Below are 16,093 nucleotides of genomic sequence, written 5' to 3' on the forward strand. Positions count from 1 at the left end.
TGCCCTCCCGGGGCCATCGGGCAGCATGGCCCCCATGTCCGTACTGACGCGCGACGAAGCGCAGACCCGAGCCCAGCTGATCGACGTACACCGCTACACGATCGACCTCGATCTGACGACCGGCGAGGAGACCTTCGACTCCCGCACCGTCATCCACTTCACCGCGCGCGCGGCCGGGGACACCTTCGTCGAGCTCAAGCCCGCGGAGCTGCGCTCCCTCACCCTCGACGGACAGCCGCTCGACCCCGCGGCGCTCGACGGCAACCGCTACGCGCTGACCGCCCTCGCCGCCGGGGACCACGAACTGCGCGTCGACGCGAGCATGCGCTACTCCCGCACCGGCGAAGGCATGCACCGCTTCACCGACCCCACCGACGGCGAGCGGTACGTCTACACGCAGCTGTTCATGGAGGACGTCCAGCGCGTCTTCGCCGCCTTCGACCAGCCCGACCTGAAGGCCGTCTTCGCCCTCACCGTCACCGCGCCCGAGGGCTGGACCGTCCTCGGCAACGGCATCGCGACCCACGACGGCAACGGCCGGTGGACCTGTGCCCCCACACCGCTGCTGTCCACCTACCTCGTCGCCGTGGCCGCCGGCCCCTGGCACTCCATCCGCACCGAGCACGCCGGACTGCCCTTCGGCCTCCATGTGCGCCGCTCGCTCGGCGCCTACCTCGACGCCGACGCGGACGAGCTGTTCGAGATCACCCGCCAGTGCTACGACCGGTACCACGAGAAGTTCGAGGAGCCGTACCCCTTCGACTCGTACGACCAGGCCTTCGTGCCCGAGTTCAACGCGGGCGCCATGGAGAACCCCGGGCTCGTCACCTTCCGTGACGAATTCGTCTACCGCTCCGCCGTCACCGACACCCAGCGCCAGACCCGCGCCATGGTCATCGCCCACGAGATGGCCCACATGTGGTTCGGCGACCTCGTCACCCTCAGGTGGTGGGACGACATCTGGCTCAACGAGTCCTTCGCCGAGTACATGGGCTACCAGACGCTCACCGAGGCCACCCGCTTCACGGACACCTGGGTCGACTTCGGCATCGCCCGCAAGGCATGGGGCTACGACGCCGACCAGCGGCCCTCCACCCACCCCGTCGCCCCCGACCCGGACGCCGTGCCCGACACCGCGTCCGCGATGCTGAACTTCGACGGCATCTCCTACGCCAAGGGCGCCTCCGCGCTGCGCCAGCTCGTGGCCTGGCTGGGGGAGAAGGACTTCCTCGCCGGCATCAACATCCACTTCAAGCGGCACAGGTTCGGCAACGCCACCCTCGCCGACTTCATCGACTCCCTCGCGCAGGCCACCGACCGGGACGTGCACGCCTGGGCCGACGTGTGGCTGCGGACCACCGGCGTCGACACGCTCATCCCGACCGTCACCGAGACCGGGGGCGGCTGGACGCTCGGCATCGACCGCGACGGCAGCCGCCCCCACCGCATCACCGTCGGCGCCTTCGACGCCGACCCGATCGAGCCGGGCCGCCTGGTCCTGCGGGACCGCTTCGACGTGGACGTACCGCTCACCGAGCACGACGTCCACCCCGGGCGCCGCCCCTCGCTCGTCGTCCTCAACGACGGCGACACCACCTACGCCAAGGTCCGCCTCGACACCGCGTCCTGGGCCACCGCGCTCCGCTCCCTCTCCGGCATCCCCGACCCGCTGACCCGCGCCGTCGTGTGGAACGCGGCACGCGACATGGTCCGCGACGGCGAACTGGCGCCCACCGCCTACCTGGAGGCCGCCCGCGCCCACCTCCCCCGGGAGACCGACCTCGCCGTCGTCCAGGGCGTCCTGGCCTTCGCCGCCGGACAGATCGCCGACTGCTACCTGCCCGCGGAGCAGCGCCCCGCCGCCCTCGCCACGCTCACCGACACCTGCCGGGCCCTGCTGCGCCACACCGAGGACGGCAGCGACCCCGGCCTGCGCCTGACCGCCGTGCGCCACTTCATCGACGCCGCGTCCCAGCCCGCGTCGATCCAGGAGTGGCTCGCCGACGGCAGCGTCCCCGGCGGCCCCGAACTCGACCCCGAGCTGCGCTGGCGCATCCTCACCCGCCTCGCCGTCCTCGGCGCGGTCGGCGAGAAGGAGATCGCGGCCGAACTGGACCGCGACCCGAGCGCGACGGGCCAGGAGGGCGCGGCCCGCTGCCGCGCCGCCCTGCCGACGGCGGAGGCGAAGGCGGAGGCCTGGTCCCGGCTGTTCGCGTCGGACGACCTGTCGAACTACCTGTTCACGGCGACGGCCCAGGGCTTCTGGCAGCCCGAACAGGCCGCGCTCGTACGGGAGTACGTTCCCCGCTACTATCCCGACGCCGTCGCCCTCGCGGCCCGCCGCGGCCCGGCGATCGCGGAGGCCGCCGGCCGGTACGCCTTCCCGCTCCACGCGGTGGACGCAAAGGCGCTGGCCCTGGGCGAGGACTGCCTGCGCGAGGCGTCCCCGATCCCGGCTCTCCGCCGCAAGCTGGTGGACCAGCTGGACGACCTGTCGCGGGCCCTGCGGATCCGCGGCGAGTGACGCCGGGGGCGGGCGGCGCCCCCGGCGGGGCTCCGCCCCGAACCCCCGGTTTCGGGACGGAGCCCCTCCCACGGCCGCCAGGCCGTTGGGGGAGGGCGGGGTGGGGAACAGCCCGCCGCAGGCGCCACCCGCCCGCCCCCACCGCACCCAATACCCCTTCTGCTCCGGATCGTTGAGCCTGCCGGGCGTGCCCCGCCCCGCCCCCGATCCGTCGCGAAGGACCCCGCATGCCCACCCCGCCGCTTCCACCCCTCGCCGGCGGGCCCGCCGGACCCGACGCCCTGCGGCCGCTGGTCGGCGTCGTGCTCGGCGCCCTCCAAGAGGGCGCCGAGGCGCGCGGCGGGCCGCTGCCCGGCGGCGGTCCGGATGCCGTCGCCGAGCACGTCCGCGACGCACTGAAAGACGCCCTCCCCGAGCAGGGCCACGGCCCCGAAGAGGCCCTCCACACCCTCGTCCGCGCCGTCGCCCACGGCTCGGCCGACCCCGCCGACCCCCTGTGCGCGGCCCACCTGCACACCCCGCCCCTCGCACTCGCCGTCGCCGCCGACCTCGCGGCCTCCGCGCTCAACCCCTCGATGGACTCCTGGGACCAGGCACCGGCCGCCTCCGCGCTGGAGAGCGCCGTCACCCGGGCCCTCGCCGCAGAGGTCTACCCGCACGCACCCGCCCCCAACGCCCTCGTCACCACCGGCGGCACCGAGTCCAACCAGCTCGCCCTCCTCCTCGCCCGCGAACGCCACAGCGCCCCGCTCCAGGTCGTCTGCGCCGACTCCGCCCACCACTCCGTGCGCCGCGCCGCCTGGCTGCTGGGCCTGCCCGGCCCGGTCACCGTCCCGGTCCACGACATCGCCGCCCTGGACGCCGCCCTCACCGAACTGCCCGGTCCCGTCCTGGTCGTCGCCACCGCGGGCACCACCGACACCGGCCGCATCGACCCGCTCCCGGAGATCGCCGACCTGACGTCACGGCATGGAGCCGAGCTGCACGTCGACGCGGCCTACGGCGGACCCCTGCTGTTCAGCCGGACCCTGCGTCCCCTCGTCGCGGGCCTGGACCGCGCCCACTCGGTCACCCTCGACCTGCACAAACTCGGCTGGCAGCCCGTCGCGGCCGGACTCGTCGCGGTGTCCGACACGGCCCGCCTCGCCCCCCTCGCGCACACCGCCGAATACCTCAACGCCGAGGACGACACGGACGCCGGCCTGCCCGACCTCCTCGGCCGCTCCCCGCGCACCACCCGACGCCCCGACGTCCTCAAGATCGCCGTCACCCTCAGGGCCCTCGGGCGCACCGGACTCGGCGCACTCGTGGACCGGGTCTGCGCCACCGCGCAGGACCTCGCCGACATGGTCGAGAAGCATCCCGGTCTGGAGCTGTACGAGCGGCCCACCCTGTCGACGGTCCTGTTCCGCCCCGCCGGCGCCACCGACGAGCAGACCGCCGGTATCCGCCGCACCCTCCTCACGGGCGGCCGTGCCGTCCTCGGCCGGGCCCGCGCCGACGGCCGCGTCTGGCTCAAGGCGACCCTGCTCAATCCGCACGCCACCCCCGCCCACCTGCACGCCCTGCTCGCACTCGTGGAAGGCAGCACCCCCCGATGACCGCCACGCCCGCTCCCGGGGCCGCCACGGCGGCGGCCGCCCTCGACCGCCCCCACGACCTCGTGGGCATCGGCATCGGCCCGTTCAACCTCTCCCTCGCCGCGCTCGCCCACGGCGTACCGGGCGGCCTCGCCACCGCCTTCTACGAGCAGCGGCCCGCCTTCCACTGGCACCCCGGCCTGCTCATCGAGGGCGCCACCCTCCAGGTCCCGTTCCTCGCCGACCTGGTCACGCTCGCCGACCCGGCGAGCCCCTGGTCGTTCCTCAGCTATCTGCGCGCACGCGAGCGGCTCTTCCCGTTCTACTTCGCCGAGAGGTTCCACATCCAGCGCGCCGAGTACGACGCGTACTGCCGCTGGGTCGGCGAGAGCCTGCCGGGACTCCACTTCGGCCACCAGGTCGACACCGTCCGCTGGAACCCCCAACGCGACCTGTTCGAGGTGGACTTCACCCAGCTCGACGCCGACGGCGAGGCCGAGGCCCTCGGCCGCGCGTACACGCGCGCCGTCGCGCTCGGCATCGGCACCGAGCCGTACGTCCCCGAACCGCTGCGGTCTCTCGCCGACGCGCCCGGTGTGCCCGTGATCCACTCCGCCGACTACCTCGACCACCGCGACGCCCTGATCGCCGCCGAACACGTCACCGTCGTCGGCTCGGGCCAGTCCGGGGCCGAGGTCTTCCTCGACCTGCTGCGCGCCCGGCCCGCCGGGGCCGAGAGGATCCACTGGCTGGCCCGCACGGAGGCGTTCGCGCCCATGGAGTACTCCAAGCTCGGCCTGGAACACTTCACGCCCGACTACACACGCTACTTCCACGCCCTGCCCGAGCAGGTCCGCAACGACCTCGTCCCGCGCCAGTGGCAGCTCCACAAGGGCATCGACGCCGACACCATCGCCGCCGTCCACGACGAGCTCTACCGCCGCACCCTGCACGGCGGCTGGCCCCAAACCGTCCTGACGCCCGGTGTCACCGTCCGCACCGCCGGCCGCGTCGCCACCACGAAGATCGAACTGCACCTGGAGCACCTCCAGCAGGGCACCCGCTCCCGGCTCACCACCGACGCCGTCGTCCTCGCCACCGGTTACCGCGAACGGCCGCTGGACCGGCTGCTCGCCGGTCTCGACCGGTACATGTCCCGCGACAGCGCCGGCCGCCCCGTCGTCGACGAGCAGTACCGGATGAAGCTCGACCCCTCCGTCACGGGAACGGTCTACGTGCAGAACGCCGAGCGCCACACCCACGGCGTCGGCGCCCCCGACCTCGGCCTCGCCGCCTGGCGCAGCGCGTCCATCCTCAACTCGCTCACCGGCAAGGAGCCCTACCCCCTGCCACGCCGCACCGCCTTCACCAGCTTCGGCCTCGAACGGCGCGAGGCGCCCGGCATCCCCGGCCAGCAGCCGCAGCCGGCCCGCCTGGCCCAGGGACGCTGAGCGCCTCGCGGCTCCCCCGTCCGAAAGCGGCTAGAAGACCGGCGCGCCGTCCCGCGTCAGCTTCCACCCCACCGAGGCGAACGACGCCGGGTCGACCGTGCCCTTCGCCTGCACCCAGGAGATGATCGTGTTCCTGATCTCCTCGGAGTTCGCCCACAGCTGCTGGGCGCGGGCGATGTGCGGGAAGTTGCCGCCGCCGCTCGCGCGGTAGTTGTTGACGGCCAGCACGAACCGGGCCGCCGGGTCGATCGGACGGCCCTCGAAGGACAGGTTCGCGATCCGCGAACCGGCCGGCTTCGCGATGTCGATCTCGTACGTCACGCCCGACACGGCGTCGTAGTTGTAGTCGGGCGTGCCGCCCGCGTTCGTGAGCTTCGACGTGTCGACCGGAGCGCCCGCAGGCGTCTGCACGTAGTAGCGCGCGGAGAACTCCAGGTACTCCTTCAGCTGCGCACCGGTCATCAGCCGGGCCTCGAGGGTGTTCTCGAACGGGTAGAGCCCGGCGGCGTCCCGGATCGTCACGTCACCGGCCGGGATGGCGGCCGTACGGGAGAAGCACGACGCCTGCGACAGCACCGGGAGCGCCGCCCACTGGCCGCCCGCCAGGGCCGCCTTCACCGTCTCGGCCTGCACGTGGTTGATCAGGTCGATGATCGGCTCGTCCTTCCAGGGCGCGTCGGCCGTCGACATCGTGACGGTGGACGTGCCGATGACCTGGTTGACGTACGCGACCACCTTCTGGTGCTCGTCGCCGAGCAGCCGGGTGATCTCCTCGTCCTCCGCGACCGTGTTCGAGTTCAGGACCTGCGCGCCCACCTTCTCGACGGTCCAGCGGCCCTTCTCCCACACCAGGTCGAAGTCGAACAGCGTGAGCCGCTGGCCCCACTTCAGCGGCTCGGAGAGCACGACCTGCTTGCCGGTCTCCTTGTTGGCGACGAAGTACTCGGCAATCTCGGTGTGCGCGTGGCCGACCAGGATCGCGTCGATGCCCGGCACCTGCTCGGCGACCAGACCCGCCGCGTTCTCGATGTACGGCAGCTGGTCACCGTACGAGGAGGTGCCGCTGGAGCCCGAGTGCGCGGAGACGATGACGACGTCGGCGCCCATCGACCGGAGCTTCGGCACCCACTTCGCCGCCTGCTCCTCCAGGCCGGGGAAGACCATCTTCCCGCTGACGTTCTGCTTGTCCCAGATCGCGATGCCGGGGTTGGTGAGCCCGAGGACCGCGACACGCACGTCACGGCCGTGCGGGGTGCGCAGCCGGTGCATGCTGTACGGCGGGAACGCCGGACGCAGCGTCTTCGCGTCCAGCGCGTTCGCACCGAGCAGCGGGAAGTCGCACTGCTCCTCGAACTTCCGCAGTACCGGGATGCCGTAGTTGAACTCGTGGTTGCCGAGCGCCGCGGCGTCGTAGCCGATGGCGTTCATCGCCTGTGCCATCGGGTGCACCGGGCCGCGCTCGGCGGTGATCGGGTCCACCTTGGCGTAGTAGTACGACAACTGCGTGCCCTGAATGGTGTCGCCGGCGTCTATCAGGAGCGTGTTGCGGCGCCCCTTCTCCTCGCGGACGCGGTTCACCAGCGTCGAGATCTTCGCCAGGCCCACGTCGTTGTGCGCCTTGTCGTCGAACTCCTTGTCGGTGAAGTAGTCCCAGTTGAAGACATTGCCGTGCAGGTCCGTCGTCCCCATGACGGTGAACGAGTACCGCTTCGGCGGACGTCCGTGGCCGTGCCCCCGTCCCGGCTCGTCGGCCGCGGCGGGTGCCGCGGCGCTGCCGGCGATCGCCACACCGGCCCCGGCGGCGGCCGACCGCTCCAGGAACGTCCTACGGTTCAGCGGCATTTCGTCTCCCTCGATCATGTGCACAACGCGCGTAGATTCTGGCGTAGGACCGTCCCGTGCGAAAGGGTTCGACCACAACAGTGAGGGAGACCGCATGACCAGCGACAGCGCAGTCCCGTACGGCACACCCGCAGCGCCGAGGGTCTCCGTGCGCGGCGAGGCCAGACTCGAGTTCGACCCCGAGATCGCCAGGATCGGCGTCCAGGTCAGCGCCCGCGGCAAGGACCGGCGCACCGCCCTCGAGGACCTGACCCGGCGCAACAACGCCGTGCTCGAGCTGATCAAGTCGTACGGCGACGCCGTCGAGAAACTGGCGACCGGCGCCTTCTCCATCAGCCCCGAACTCGCCCAGCACGGCCGCGGCGAGAGGGTCCGCGCCTACCACGGCGGCGTGTACATCACCGCCACGCTCACCGACTTCACCGCCCTCGGCGAACTCACCACCCGGCTCGCCGATATGGAGCTGACCCGGGTCAGCGGCCCCTGGTGGTCGCTGCGCCCCGACTCGCCCGCGCACGGCGAGGCCCGCCGCGAGGCGGTACGGGACGCGGTGCAGCGCGCCCGCGAATACGCCGCGGCGCTCGGCAGCCGGCTCTCGGCCCTGGTGGAACTCGCCGACATCGGCGCGGAGAACCCCGTGCCGTACGGCATGCCGGCCGCGCCCGGCGGAATGCGGGCGGCGGCATTCGAGGCGGCCCAGACCGAAATGGCGCCCGCACTGGATCTCGAACCGCAGCGCCAGACGGTGAGCGCACAGGTGAACGCGCGTTTCACGATGACCCCGCCGGAGTTCTAGACGAGCACATTTTCATGAAGTGGCGAGCGCTCATCGGAGCAGCCCTGCGCACAATTCAACACTTGTCAATAACGCTTCACGCAAAGGTTGTTGAGTAGTCATGCCCGGCCAATTCTCTACCGGCCGGTAAGCCATAGGCTCGAAGCATGCGCCGAGCAAAGATCGTTTGTACCCTGGGGCCCGCCACCGACACATACGACCAGATCAAGGCCCTGGTCGAAGCCGGAATGGACGTCGCCCGCTTCAACCTCAGCCACGGCACCTACGCCGACCACGAGGAACGTTACGGGCACGTGCGGAAGGCCTCCGACGAGACCGGCCGCAGCGTGGGCGTCCTCGCCGACCTTCAAGGTCCGAAGATCCGTCTCGGGCGTTTCCGGGAAGGCCCCGTACTGCTCGAACGCGGCGACGAATTCACGATCACCGTCGAGGACATCGAGGGCGACCGCCACATCTGCGGGACCACCTACAAAGGACTGGCCGCGGACGTCACGCGCGGCGAGCGCATCCTCGTCGACGACGGCAAGGTCGCCCTCGAGGTCACCAAGGTGGACGGCACCCGCGTGCACACCGTCGTCGCCGAAGGCGGCATGGTCTCCGACCACAAGGGGCTCAACCTGCCCGGTGTCGCCGTCTCCGTCCCCGCGCTCTCCGAGAAGGACGTCGAGGACCTGCGCTGGGCCCTGCGCATCGGCGCGGACGTCATCGCCCTCTCCTTCGTCCGCAGCGGCCGCGACATCGACGACGTCCACCGCGTCATGGCGGAGGAGGGCCGGCGCATCCCGGTCATCGCCAAGGTCGAGAAGCCCCAGGCCGTGGAGAACATCGACGACATCGTCGCCGCCTTCGACGGCATCATGGTCGCCCGCGGCGACCTCGGCGTCGAAATGCCGCTGGAGCAGGTGCCCATCGTCCAGAAGAGGGCCGTCAAGCTCGCCAAGCGCAACGCCAAGCCGGTCATCGTCGCCACCCAGATGCTCGACTCGATGATCGACAACAGCCGCCCCACCCGCGCCGAGGCCTCCGACGTCGCCAACGCCGTCATGGACGGCACCGACGCCGTGATGCTCTCGGGCGAGACCAGCGTCGGCAAGTACCCCGTCGAGACGGTCAGGACCATGAGCCGCATCGTCGAGGCGGCCGAGGAGGACGTCCTCACCAAGGGCCTGCCGCCCCTGACCGAGCGCAACAAGCCCCGCACCCAGGGCGGCGCCGTCGCCCGCGCGGCCGCCGAGATGGGGGACTTCCTCGGCGCCAAGTTCCTCGTCGCCTTCACCCAGTCCGGCGACACGGTCCGGCGCCTGTCGCGCTACCGCTCCCCGATCCCGCTCCTCGCGTTCACCCCGGACCCCTCCACGCGCTCGCAGCTCAACCTCACGTGGGGTGTGGAGACTTTCCTCGGCCCGCACGTGGAGTCGACCGACGCGATGGTGGCGCAGGTGGACGAGGAGCTGCTGAAGATCGGCCGCTGCCAGAAGGGCGACATCGTGGTCATCACGGCAGGCTCCCCGCCGGGCGTCCCGGGCTCGACGAACCTGGTCCGGGTGCACCGCATCGGCGAGGGCGTCGCGTAAGGCTCAGTGCTTGGGCCCGACGTGCGCGTCCATGAGGGCGACGGAGGCGCGTCGGGCGACGGAGATGTTGTACGGCCGGCCGCCGCGGGTGCAGTGCTTCCACTCGACGCCCAGCTTGTCGAGGGTGTCCGTGTACAGCTGCCGGATGTCGTCGGAGAGATTGGTGAAGAAGTACCGCGGGTACTCGTAGCGCTTGCGCTCGCCGCTCACGATCCGGGTGGTCCAGTTCACGTTCCGGCAGCCGTCGGAATGGATGAGCCCCCGGACGAACTCCCAGGGGTAGGCGTCGATGATCTCCTGCTGCCAGGGCTCGAGGGCGATCTTTCGCTCGTGCTTCTTGCCGGGGCCGTGCTGGGGGAAAAGGCACCACAGGTGCTTGGAGTACATCTTCACTTCGCGGCACCCCTGCCGGCGCACTCTGCAAACGGAGTTGTGTGGGAACACCGAACGCATGGCCCTCTCGCATGCCTCCATGACCCCGAGCCACGACTCGTCGCAGCTGATGGAGAGGCTGGGGGACCGCATGGCTCGGTTCTGGATGATGTGCCCATCGCCGAGGTACAGGCCGAGGAGATATGCGTAAGCCGGATGATCCAGCTCTCCGTCGCACCGGGGGCATGCGGGCTGATGCGCGCTTGAGGGCTCTCCCCTCTTGGCGCGGTCAACGTGTTTCCAGTAGCTGATCGTGCCACTGTGTACCTGGAGCTTTCGAGCTACGTCAGCGTTCCTCGCGCCGTCCCGCAGCATCGTCAGGGCCTTCTGTCGCACTACTGTGCCGTGGAAGTTCATGTGGCCACTTTGAGTGAGGGATCGTGGCCGTAAGTAGCAGAAAGCGGATGTTCACGAGAACGTGAACATCCGCTTGTTCGTGTGCCGGGTGCGGGATTCGAACCCGCACGCCCTTTCGGACAGATGTGTTTGAGACATCAGCGTCTGCCATTCCGCCAACCCGGCGAGGTCGCTTGTCGGAGTGTACCGGGTGATGGTCATCTCCATCAGCTAGGTAGGCTCTAAGGGCAGTGACCTGCCCCGCCCCGAGGAGCCCCCGTGACCGCCCCCGAGTCGCCCCAGCCGATCGCCGATGACGACGACAAGTCGCACGTACCGCCGCTGACGACCCGCGTCGTCATCGCCGAGGACGAGGCCCTCATCCGGCTCGACCTCAAAGAGATGCTCGAGGAAGAGGGGTACGCGGTCGTCGGCGAGGCCGGTGACGGCCAGCGAGCCGTCGAGCTGGCCCGGGAGCACCGCCCGGACCTCGTGATCCTCGATGTGAAGATGCCGGTCCTCGACGGGATCTCGGCGGCCGAGAAGATCGCCGAGGAGTCCATCGCCCCGGTCCTCATGCTCACCGCCTTCTCGCAGCGCGACCTCGTCGAGCGGGCGCGCGACGCCGGTGCCATGGCGTACCTCGTCAAGCCGTTCAGCAAGAGCGACGTCGTGCCGGCGATCGAGATGGCGGTCTCCCGCTTCACGGAGCTGAAGGCCCTGGAGAAGGAGGTCGCCGACCTCTCCCAGCGCCTGGAGACGCGCAAGCTCGTCGACCGCGCCAAGAGCATCCTGCAGACGCAGTACGGGCTGACGGAGCCGGCAGCGTTCCGGTGGATCCAGAAGACGTCGATGGACCGGCGCCTGTCGATGCAGCAGGTCGCGGAGGCGGTCATCGAGGACGCGGAGGAGAAGAAGGCGGCCAAGGGGCAGTAGCCGCAGGACGCGGGAAGGGCCCGCACCCCCTCGGGGGTGCGGGCCCTTCCGTCTGCCGGGAGTCAGTCCTCGCCGAGGTAGGCCTTGCGGACCGACTCGTCGTGGAGCAGGTCCTGGCCGGTGCCGGAGAGCACGACCTTGCCGACCTCCATCACGTAGGCCTGGTCGGCCAGGGAGAGCGCCGCCTGGGCGTTCTGCTCGACGAGGAGAATCGTCGTGCCCTGGGCCTTCAGCTCCGAGATGGTCGACATGATCTTCTGCATCATGATCGGGGAGAGGCCCATGGAGGGCTCGTCGAGCATGAGCAGCTTGGGCTGCGACATCAGCGCGCGTCCCATGGCCAGCATCTGCTGCTCACCGCCGGACAGTGTTCCCGCCGCCTGCTTGCGGCGCTCGCCGAGGATCGGGAAGAGATCGTAGGCACGCTGGATGTCCTTCTCGATCCCGTCCTTGTCGCTCCGCAGGAACGCTCCGAGGTGGAGGTTCTCGGCGATGGTGAGGCGGGGGAAGATGTGCCGCCCCTCGGGGGAGTGGGCCAGGCCCAGCGACACGATCTTGTGCGCGGGGATACCGCTGAGCGGCTTCCCGTCGAACAGGATCTTCCCGCCGGACGGCTTGAGCAGTCCGGACAGTGTGCGCAGTGTCGTGGTCTTGCCGGCGCCGTTGGTGCCGATGAGGGTGACGACCTGTCCGGCCTCGACGGAGAAGGAGATGCCCTTGACGGCCTCGATCTTGCCGTAGGCGACCCTCAGGTCCTCGACTTCGAGGAGTGCGGTCACTTCGCCTCTCCTTCCTTGCCGGTGGTACGTGTTTCGTCGTCCGCGGAAGCGGCGGCGGAGCCGTCGCCGTCGGCGGACGTGTCGTCGGCGGAGTCGTCCGACGCCCCGGGTTCGTCCGACGCGGAGTCGTCCGTCCCGGAGTCGTCCGACGCAGGCGCCGCATCCTTCGCGGCGGCGGAACCCGCCGGCTTGGCCTCCGCCTCGGCGGCGTCGACCTCGGCCGCTTCCGCCTCACCCGGCTCGCCCTCGAACGGCGTACCGAGGTACGCCGCCACGACGCGCTCGTCGCCCTGGACGACGGCCGGTGTCCCCTCGATGAGCTTCTCGCCCTGGACGAGACAGGCGACGCGGTCGCAGAGGTTGAAGATGAAGCGCATGTCGTGCTCGATGACGAGCACGGCGATGCCCATGTCCCGGATGGCGAAGATGAGTTCCTCGGCGGCCCGGGTCTCCTGGGGGTTCATGCCCGCGGTGGGCTCGTCGAGGAGCAGCAGACCGGGGTCGCTCGCGAGCGCGCGGGCGATCTCCAGCTTGCGCTGCTCGCCGTAGGGCAGGTTGCGGGCGAGGTGGTCGGCCTTGTGGTCCAGGCCGATGAACTCCAGGAGCTCCATGGCCCGTGCGTGGGACGCAGCCTCCGCCTTCTTGAAGCCCGGTCCGCGCAGGAGGGCGGACCAGAGACCTTCCTTGGTCCGGGTGTGCCGGCCGACCAGGACGTTCTCCAGGACGGTCATGTTGGCGAATAGCCGGATGTTCTGGAAGGTACGGGCGATGCCCGCCTTGGTGACCAGGTGCGGCTTGGGCGGCAGGACGGTGCCCTTGTAGGAGACGGTGCCCTCGGTCGGGATGTACAGGCCGGTGAGGCAGTTGAAGAACGTCGTCTTGCCGGCGCCGTTGGGGCCGATGAGGCCGACGATCTCGCCCGAGCGGACGGTCAGGTCCACGGACTTGACGGCCGTGAGGCCGCCGAAGCGCATGGTGACACCGCTGGCCTCGAGGACCGTCTGCGTCGTGGTGCTGGTGTTGGTGGTCGTCATGTCCTTCACGCCCCCGCCTTGGCGACGCCGACGCCGGAGTCGGGGAGTCCCTTGTCCGGGACGTCGAGTTGATCGGTCTCGTGGTACTCGAGCTGGGCGCGCCGGTTGGCGATGAGACCCTCCGGGCGGAAGCGCATCAGCAGGATGAGGGCGATGCCGAAGCCGAGGAGCTGGTAGTCCTGGAGGAACTGCAGCTTGGCCGGGATCATGTAGAGCAGCGTGGCGCCGAGGAGCGGTCCGCTGATGGTGCCCATGCCGCCGAGGATGACGGCTGCCAGCAGGAAGGCCGAGTTGGGCGGCACGGGGCCGGCGAACTGGTACATCTCGGGGACCACGGTGTGCTGGACGTGTGCCTGCACGGTGCCGGCGAGGCCGGCGAGCGTGGCACCCAGGGCGAACGCGATGAGCTTGACGCGGAAGCCGTTGATGCCCATGGCGGTGGCGGCCGTCTCGTCCTCGCGGATGGCGACCCAGGCACGGCCGATACGGGAGCTGCCGGCGCGGCGGAAGACGAGGACCACGAGGATCGTCGCGAGCAGCATCAGCAGGTAGTAGTTGGCGTAGGCGCCGAGTTCGATTCCGAGCACCGTGTGGGCCTGCCCGAAGTTGAACCCGAAGAACTCCAGGTCCGGAATGTTCGGGATGCCGTTGGGGCCGTTGGTGACCTGCGGGCCGGAGGTGCCGTCGAGGTTGAGCATGACGATGCGGAAGATCTCACCGAAGCCGAGCGTCACGATGGCGAGGTAGTCGCCGCGCAGCCGCAGGGTCGGGGCACCGATGACGACGCCGAAGATCAGCGACACGACGGCGCCGGTGAGGACAGCCGCCCAGAAGGGGAAGTGCACGTCGAAGGCGGAGGCCGTCGATCCGGAGACGAGGGCGGCGGTGTAGGCGCCGACGCCGAGGAAGGCGACGTATCCGAGGTCGAGCAGGCCGGCGAGGCCGACGACGACGTTCAGACCGAGAGCCACGGTCGCGAAGATGAGGATGTTGACCGCGACGAGCGTGTACTGGTCGGTGCTCTGGGTGAAGGGGAAGGCCGCGGCGGCGACGAAGGCGGAGATCACCGTGACCTGGCGGTACTTGGCCGTGACGGCCGAGAGCCGGGCGACGAGACCGGCCTTGAAGAGCGCGGCGACGGCGAACCCGACGGTGATCAGGTAGCCGGTGAAGAGCTCGGCGTACTCGGTGTCGATGCCGTAGGTGATGACGTACAGCCCGACCGCGAACGCGGCGACGATGATCAGGATCTCGGCCCAGGAGGGCAGCTCCTTGGCCTTGGGGGCCTTGCGGGTGTCGTCGGGCAGCAGGAACGCCGTGACGACGGGGATCGCGGAGGCCAGCACGGCGACGTAGCCACCGGGCTCCAGGTTCACGAGGCCGCCGAGCTCGACGGCGATGGCGATCACGGTGAACCAGGTGGTGGCGAAGCCACCGAGGGCGAGAAGCCTCAGGGCCTTGGTGGTTCCGGTCGGTGCCAGCCAGCCGAGCCCCTTGATGCCGAGGGACGCGAGCGCGTACAGAGCGACGAGCAGGCCGGCGACCAGGGTGAGGACCTGCAGGCCGCCGGGGTAGCCGGTGACGGTGAGGTCGCCGGGGAACTCGGCGGTCCAGGTCCATGCCAGGAAGGTGCTGGCGATGGTCGCGGCGCCGCCGAGAGCGGTCGCCCAGCGCAGGGCGGTGGCGCGGGACATCTCCTGAGCGGCGCCGGCCGTCTTGGTGGTGTCGGTGGTCATCGTTCTCACGCCCGATCCGCGACGCGCTCACCGAGCAGACCCTGGGGCCTGACGAGCAGCACGACGATGAGGAGTACGAAAGCCCAGACGTTGGACCAGGCGCCACCGCCGAGCTGCTGCATGCCGGGGATTTCCTCGATGTAGGCGATCGACAGCGCCTCGGCGAGGCCGAGCACCACGCCGCCCACCATGGCGCCGTAGATGTTGCCGATGCCGCCGAGGACGGCGGCGGTGAATGCCTTGAGGCCGAGGATGAAGCCCATCTCGAAGTTGATCTGGCCCCGGTCGAGGCCGTAGGCGACCGCCGCCACCGCGGCGAACGCGGCGCCGATGGCGAACGCCATCACGATGATGCGGTCGGTGTTGATGCCCATCAGCTTCGCCGTGTCGGGGTCCTGGGCGGTGGCCTGCATGGCGCGTCCGCTGCGGCTCTTGGAGACGAAGAGGCCGAGGCCGAGCATGCACAGCGGCGCGAGGATCAGCACGAAGGCGTCGGCGCGCTGGATGGCGAGGTTGTCGAAGATCTTGAAGGATTCCCCGGTGAACTCCGGGAAGCTGCGGGCTTCCTTGGCGTCCGGGTAGAAGCCCCAGACCAGCTGCTGGAGCGCGATCGACAGGCCGATCGCGGTGATGAGGGGGGCGAGCCTGGGTGCGTTGCGGAGCGGCCGGTAGGCGAAGCGCTCCGCGGCCGTGGCGACGGCGACGGAGGCTATGGCGCCGCCGATGATCATGAGCGGTATCGCCACCAGCAGGCTCGTTCCGCTGGGGAGCCAGATGTAGGTGGTGAGGGCGCCGAAGCCCCCGATCATGAAGATCTCGCCGTGGGCGAAGTTGATGAGCTGGACGATGCCGTAGACCATGGTGTACCCGATGGCGATCAGACCATAAAGGGCGCCGAGGGCAAGGCCGTTGGCCAGCTGTTGCGGCAGTTCGTTCACCGCAGGGCCTCCGATGAGCGTGTCGGATATGAGTCCGCGCGAGGGCGCTGTTTGCGCCCACCCGCCGCGGGGTTGAATTAGGGGGGGGGGCGGCGGGGCCGAAAGGGAAAGAGGGGGGGTGGGGAAGAGGGTTAT

12 protein-coding genes and 1 tRNA gene are annotated in these 16,093 nt (G+C 70.2%); 6 read left to right on the forward strand and 7 right to left on the reverse strand.

Annotated elements, in window-relative coordinates:
- Positions 1–34: 34 nt before the first annotated feature.
- The 3 genes from pepN to ACWD0A_RS15010 all read left to right on the forward strand — a co-directional run bounded on the left by pepN (position 35) and on the right by ACWD0A_RS15010 (position 5,555).
- Entirely contained in the window at positions 35–2,524 is a 2,490-nt protein-coding gene (gene pepN / locus ACWD0A_RS15000; RefSeq protein WP_451298110.1) for an aminopeptidase N, read from the forward strand.
- 227 nt (positions 2,525–2,751) lie between these two features.
- A complete protein-coding gene (locus ACWD0A_RS15005) occupies positions 2,752–4,125 on the forward strand; it encodes a pyridoxal phosphate-dependent decarboxylase family protein (RefSeq protein ID WP_451298112.1) in 1,374 nt (457 codons plus the stop codon).
- The gene (locus ACWD0A_RS15010; RefSeq protein ID WP_451298114.1) at positions 4,122–5,555 is read left to right on the forward strand and encodes a lysine N(6)-hydroxylase/L-ornithine N(5)-oxygenase family protein; all 1,434 of its coding nucleotides are present in this window, start codon (positions 4,122–4,124) and stop codon (positions 5,553–5,555) included. Before ACWD0A_RS15005 ends, ACWD0A_RS15010 begins: the two co-directional genes overlap by 4 nt.
- Positions 5,556–5,585: 30 nt before the next feature.
- On the opposite strand, the gene ACWD0A_RS15015 is transcribed toward ACWD0A_RS15010, so the two are convergent.
- Positions 5,586–7,397, reverse strand: a complete 1,812-nt coding sequence (locus ACWD0A_RS15015; protein WP_451298116.1) for a bifunctional metallophosphatase/5'-nucleotidase — start codon at positions 7,395–7,397, stop codon at positions 5,586–5,588.
- 94 nt (positions 7,398–7,491) lie between these two features.
- Between ACWD0A_RS15015 and ACWD0A_RS15020 the strand changes: the two genes are divergently transcribed.
- Entirely contained in the window at positions 7,492–8,193 is a 702-nt protein-coding gene (locus ACWD0A_RS15020) for an SIMPL domain-containing protein (RefSeq protein ID WP_451298118.1), read from the forward strand.
- Between the two features lie 146 nt (positions 8,194–8,339).
- Entirely contained in the window at positions 8,340–9,767 is a 1,428-nt protein-coding gene (gene pyk / locus ACWD0A_RS15025; protein ID WP_451298120.1) for a pyruvate kinase, read from the forward strand.
- Positions 9,768–9,770: 3 nt separating this feature from the next.
- Here the strand turns inward: pyk and ACWD0A_RS15030 are convergent, their stop codons facing one another.
- Together ACWD0A_RS15030 and ACWD0A_RS15035 are read right to left on the reverse strand one after the other, a co-directional pair.
- The gene (locus tag ACWD0A_RS15030) at positions 9,771–10,556 is read right to left on the reverse strand and encodes a helix-turn-helix domain-containing protein (RefSeq protein ID WP_451298122.1); all 786 of its coding nucleotides are present in this window, start codon (positions 10,554–10,556) and stop codon (positions 9,771–9,773) included.
- Positions 10,557–10,638: 82 nt separating this feature from the next.
- Positions 10,639–10,721 (reverse strand) — tRNA-Leu (locus ACWD0A_RS15035).
- 93 nt (positions 10,722–10,814) lie between these two features.
- Between ACWD0A_RS15035 and ACWD0A_RS15040 the strand changes: the two genes are divergently transcribed.
- A complete protein-coding gene (locus tag ACWD0A_RS15040; protein ID WP_177148793.1) occupies positions 10,815–11,471 on the forward strand; it encodes an ANTAR domain-containing response regulator in 657 nt (218 codons plus the stop codon).
- A 62-nt stretch (positions 11,472–11,533) separates the two neighbouring features.
- On the opposite strand, the gene ACWD0A_RS15045 is transcribed toward ACWD0A_RS15040, so the two are convergent.
- Genes ACWD0A_RS15045 through ACWD0A_RS15060 form a run of 4 tightly spaced genes read right to left on the reverse strand, consistent with a single transcriptional unit; the run spans position 11,534 to position 15,958 of the window.
- Positions 11,534–12,250 carry an ABC transporter ATP-binding protein gene (locus ACWD0A_RS15045; protein WP_307716022.1) on the reverse strand — a complete coding sequence of 239 codons (717 nt, stop codon included), beginning with the start codon at positions 12,248–12,250 and terminating at the stop codon, positions 11,534–11,536.
- Positions 12,247–13,284, reverse strand: a complete 1,038-nt coding sequence (locus ACWD0A_RS15050; RefSeq protein ID WP_451298125.1) for an ABC transporter ATP-binding protein — start codon at positions 13,282–13,284, stop codon at positions 12,247–12,249. Before ACWD0A_RS15050 ends, ACWD0A_RS15045 begins: the two co-directional genes overlap by 4 nt.
- Before the next feature lie 5 nt (positions 13,285–13,289).
- A complete protein-coding gene (locus ACWD0A_RS15055) occupies positions 13,290–15,020 on the reverse strand; it encodes a branched-chain amino acid ABC transporter permease (RefSeq protein WP_451298138.1) in 1,731 nt (576 codons plus the stop codon).
- A 5-nt stretch (positions 15,021–15,025) separates the two neighbouring features.
- Positions 15,026–15,958 (reverse strand): branched-chain amino acid ABC transporter permease, encoded by a 933-nt coding sequence (locus ACWD0A_RS15060; RefSeq protein WP_177148796.1) that lies wholly within the window; start codon positions 15,956–15,958, stop codon positions 15,026–15,028.
- Positions 15,959–16,093: the final 135 nt, after the last annotated feature.

The sequence above is a fragment of the Streptomyces sp. NPDC002867 genome, from assembly GCF_053591895.1.

Excerpts from the sequence above, each read along its gene's own strand:
- pepN (WP_451298110.1), top strand. The coding sequence starts at position 35 with ATGTCCGTACTGACGCGCGACGAAGCGCAGACCCGAGCCCAGCTGATC.
- ACWD0A_RS15005 (WP_451298112.1), top strand. The coding sequence starts at position 2,752 with ATGCCCACCCCGCCGCTTCCACCCCTCGCCGGCGGGCCCGCCGGACCC.
- ACWD0A_RS15010 (WP_451298114.1), top strand. The coding sequence starts at position 4,122 with ATGACCGCCACGCCCGCTCCCGGGGCCGCCACGGCGGCGGCCGCCCTC.
- ACWD0A_RS15015 (WP_451298116.1), bottom strand. The coding sequence starts at position 7,397 with ATGCCGCTGAACCGTAGGACGTTCCTGGAGCGGTCGGCCGCCGCCGGG.
- ACWD0A_RS15020 (WP_451298118.1), top strand. The coding sequence starts at position 7,492 with ATGACCAGCGACAGCGCAGTCCCGTACGGCACACCCGCAGCGCCGAGG.
- pyk (WP_451298120.1), top strand. The coding sequence starts at position 8,340 with ATGCGCCGAGCAAAGATCGTTTGTACCCTGGGGCCCGCCACCGACACA.
- ACWD0A_RS15030 (WP_451298122.1), bottom strand. The coding sequence starts at position 10,556 with ATGAACTTCCACGGCACAGTAGTGCGACAGAAGGCCCTGACGATGCTG.
- ACWD0A_RS15050 (WP_451298125.1), bottom strand. The coding sequence starts at position 13,284 with ATGACGACCACCAACACCAGCACCACGACGCAGACGGTCCTCGAGGCC.
- ACWD0A_RS15055 (WP_451298138.1), bottom strand. The coding sequence starts at position 15,020 with ATGACCACCGACACCACCAAGACGGCCGGCGCCGCTCAGGAGATGTCC.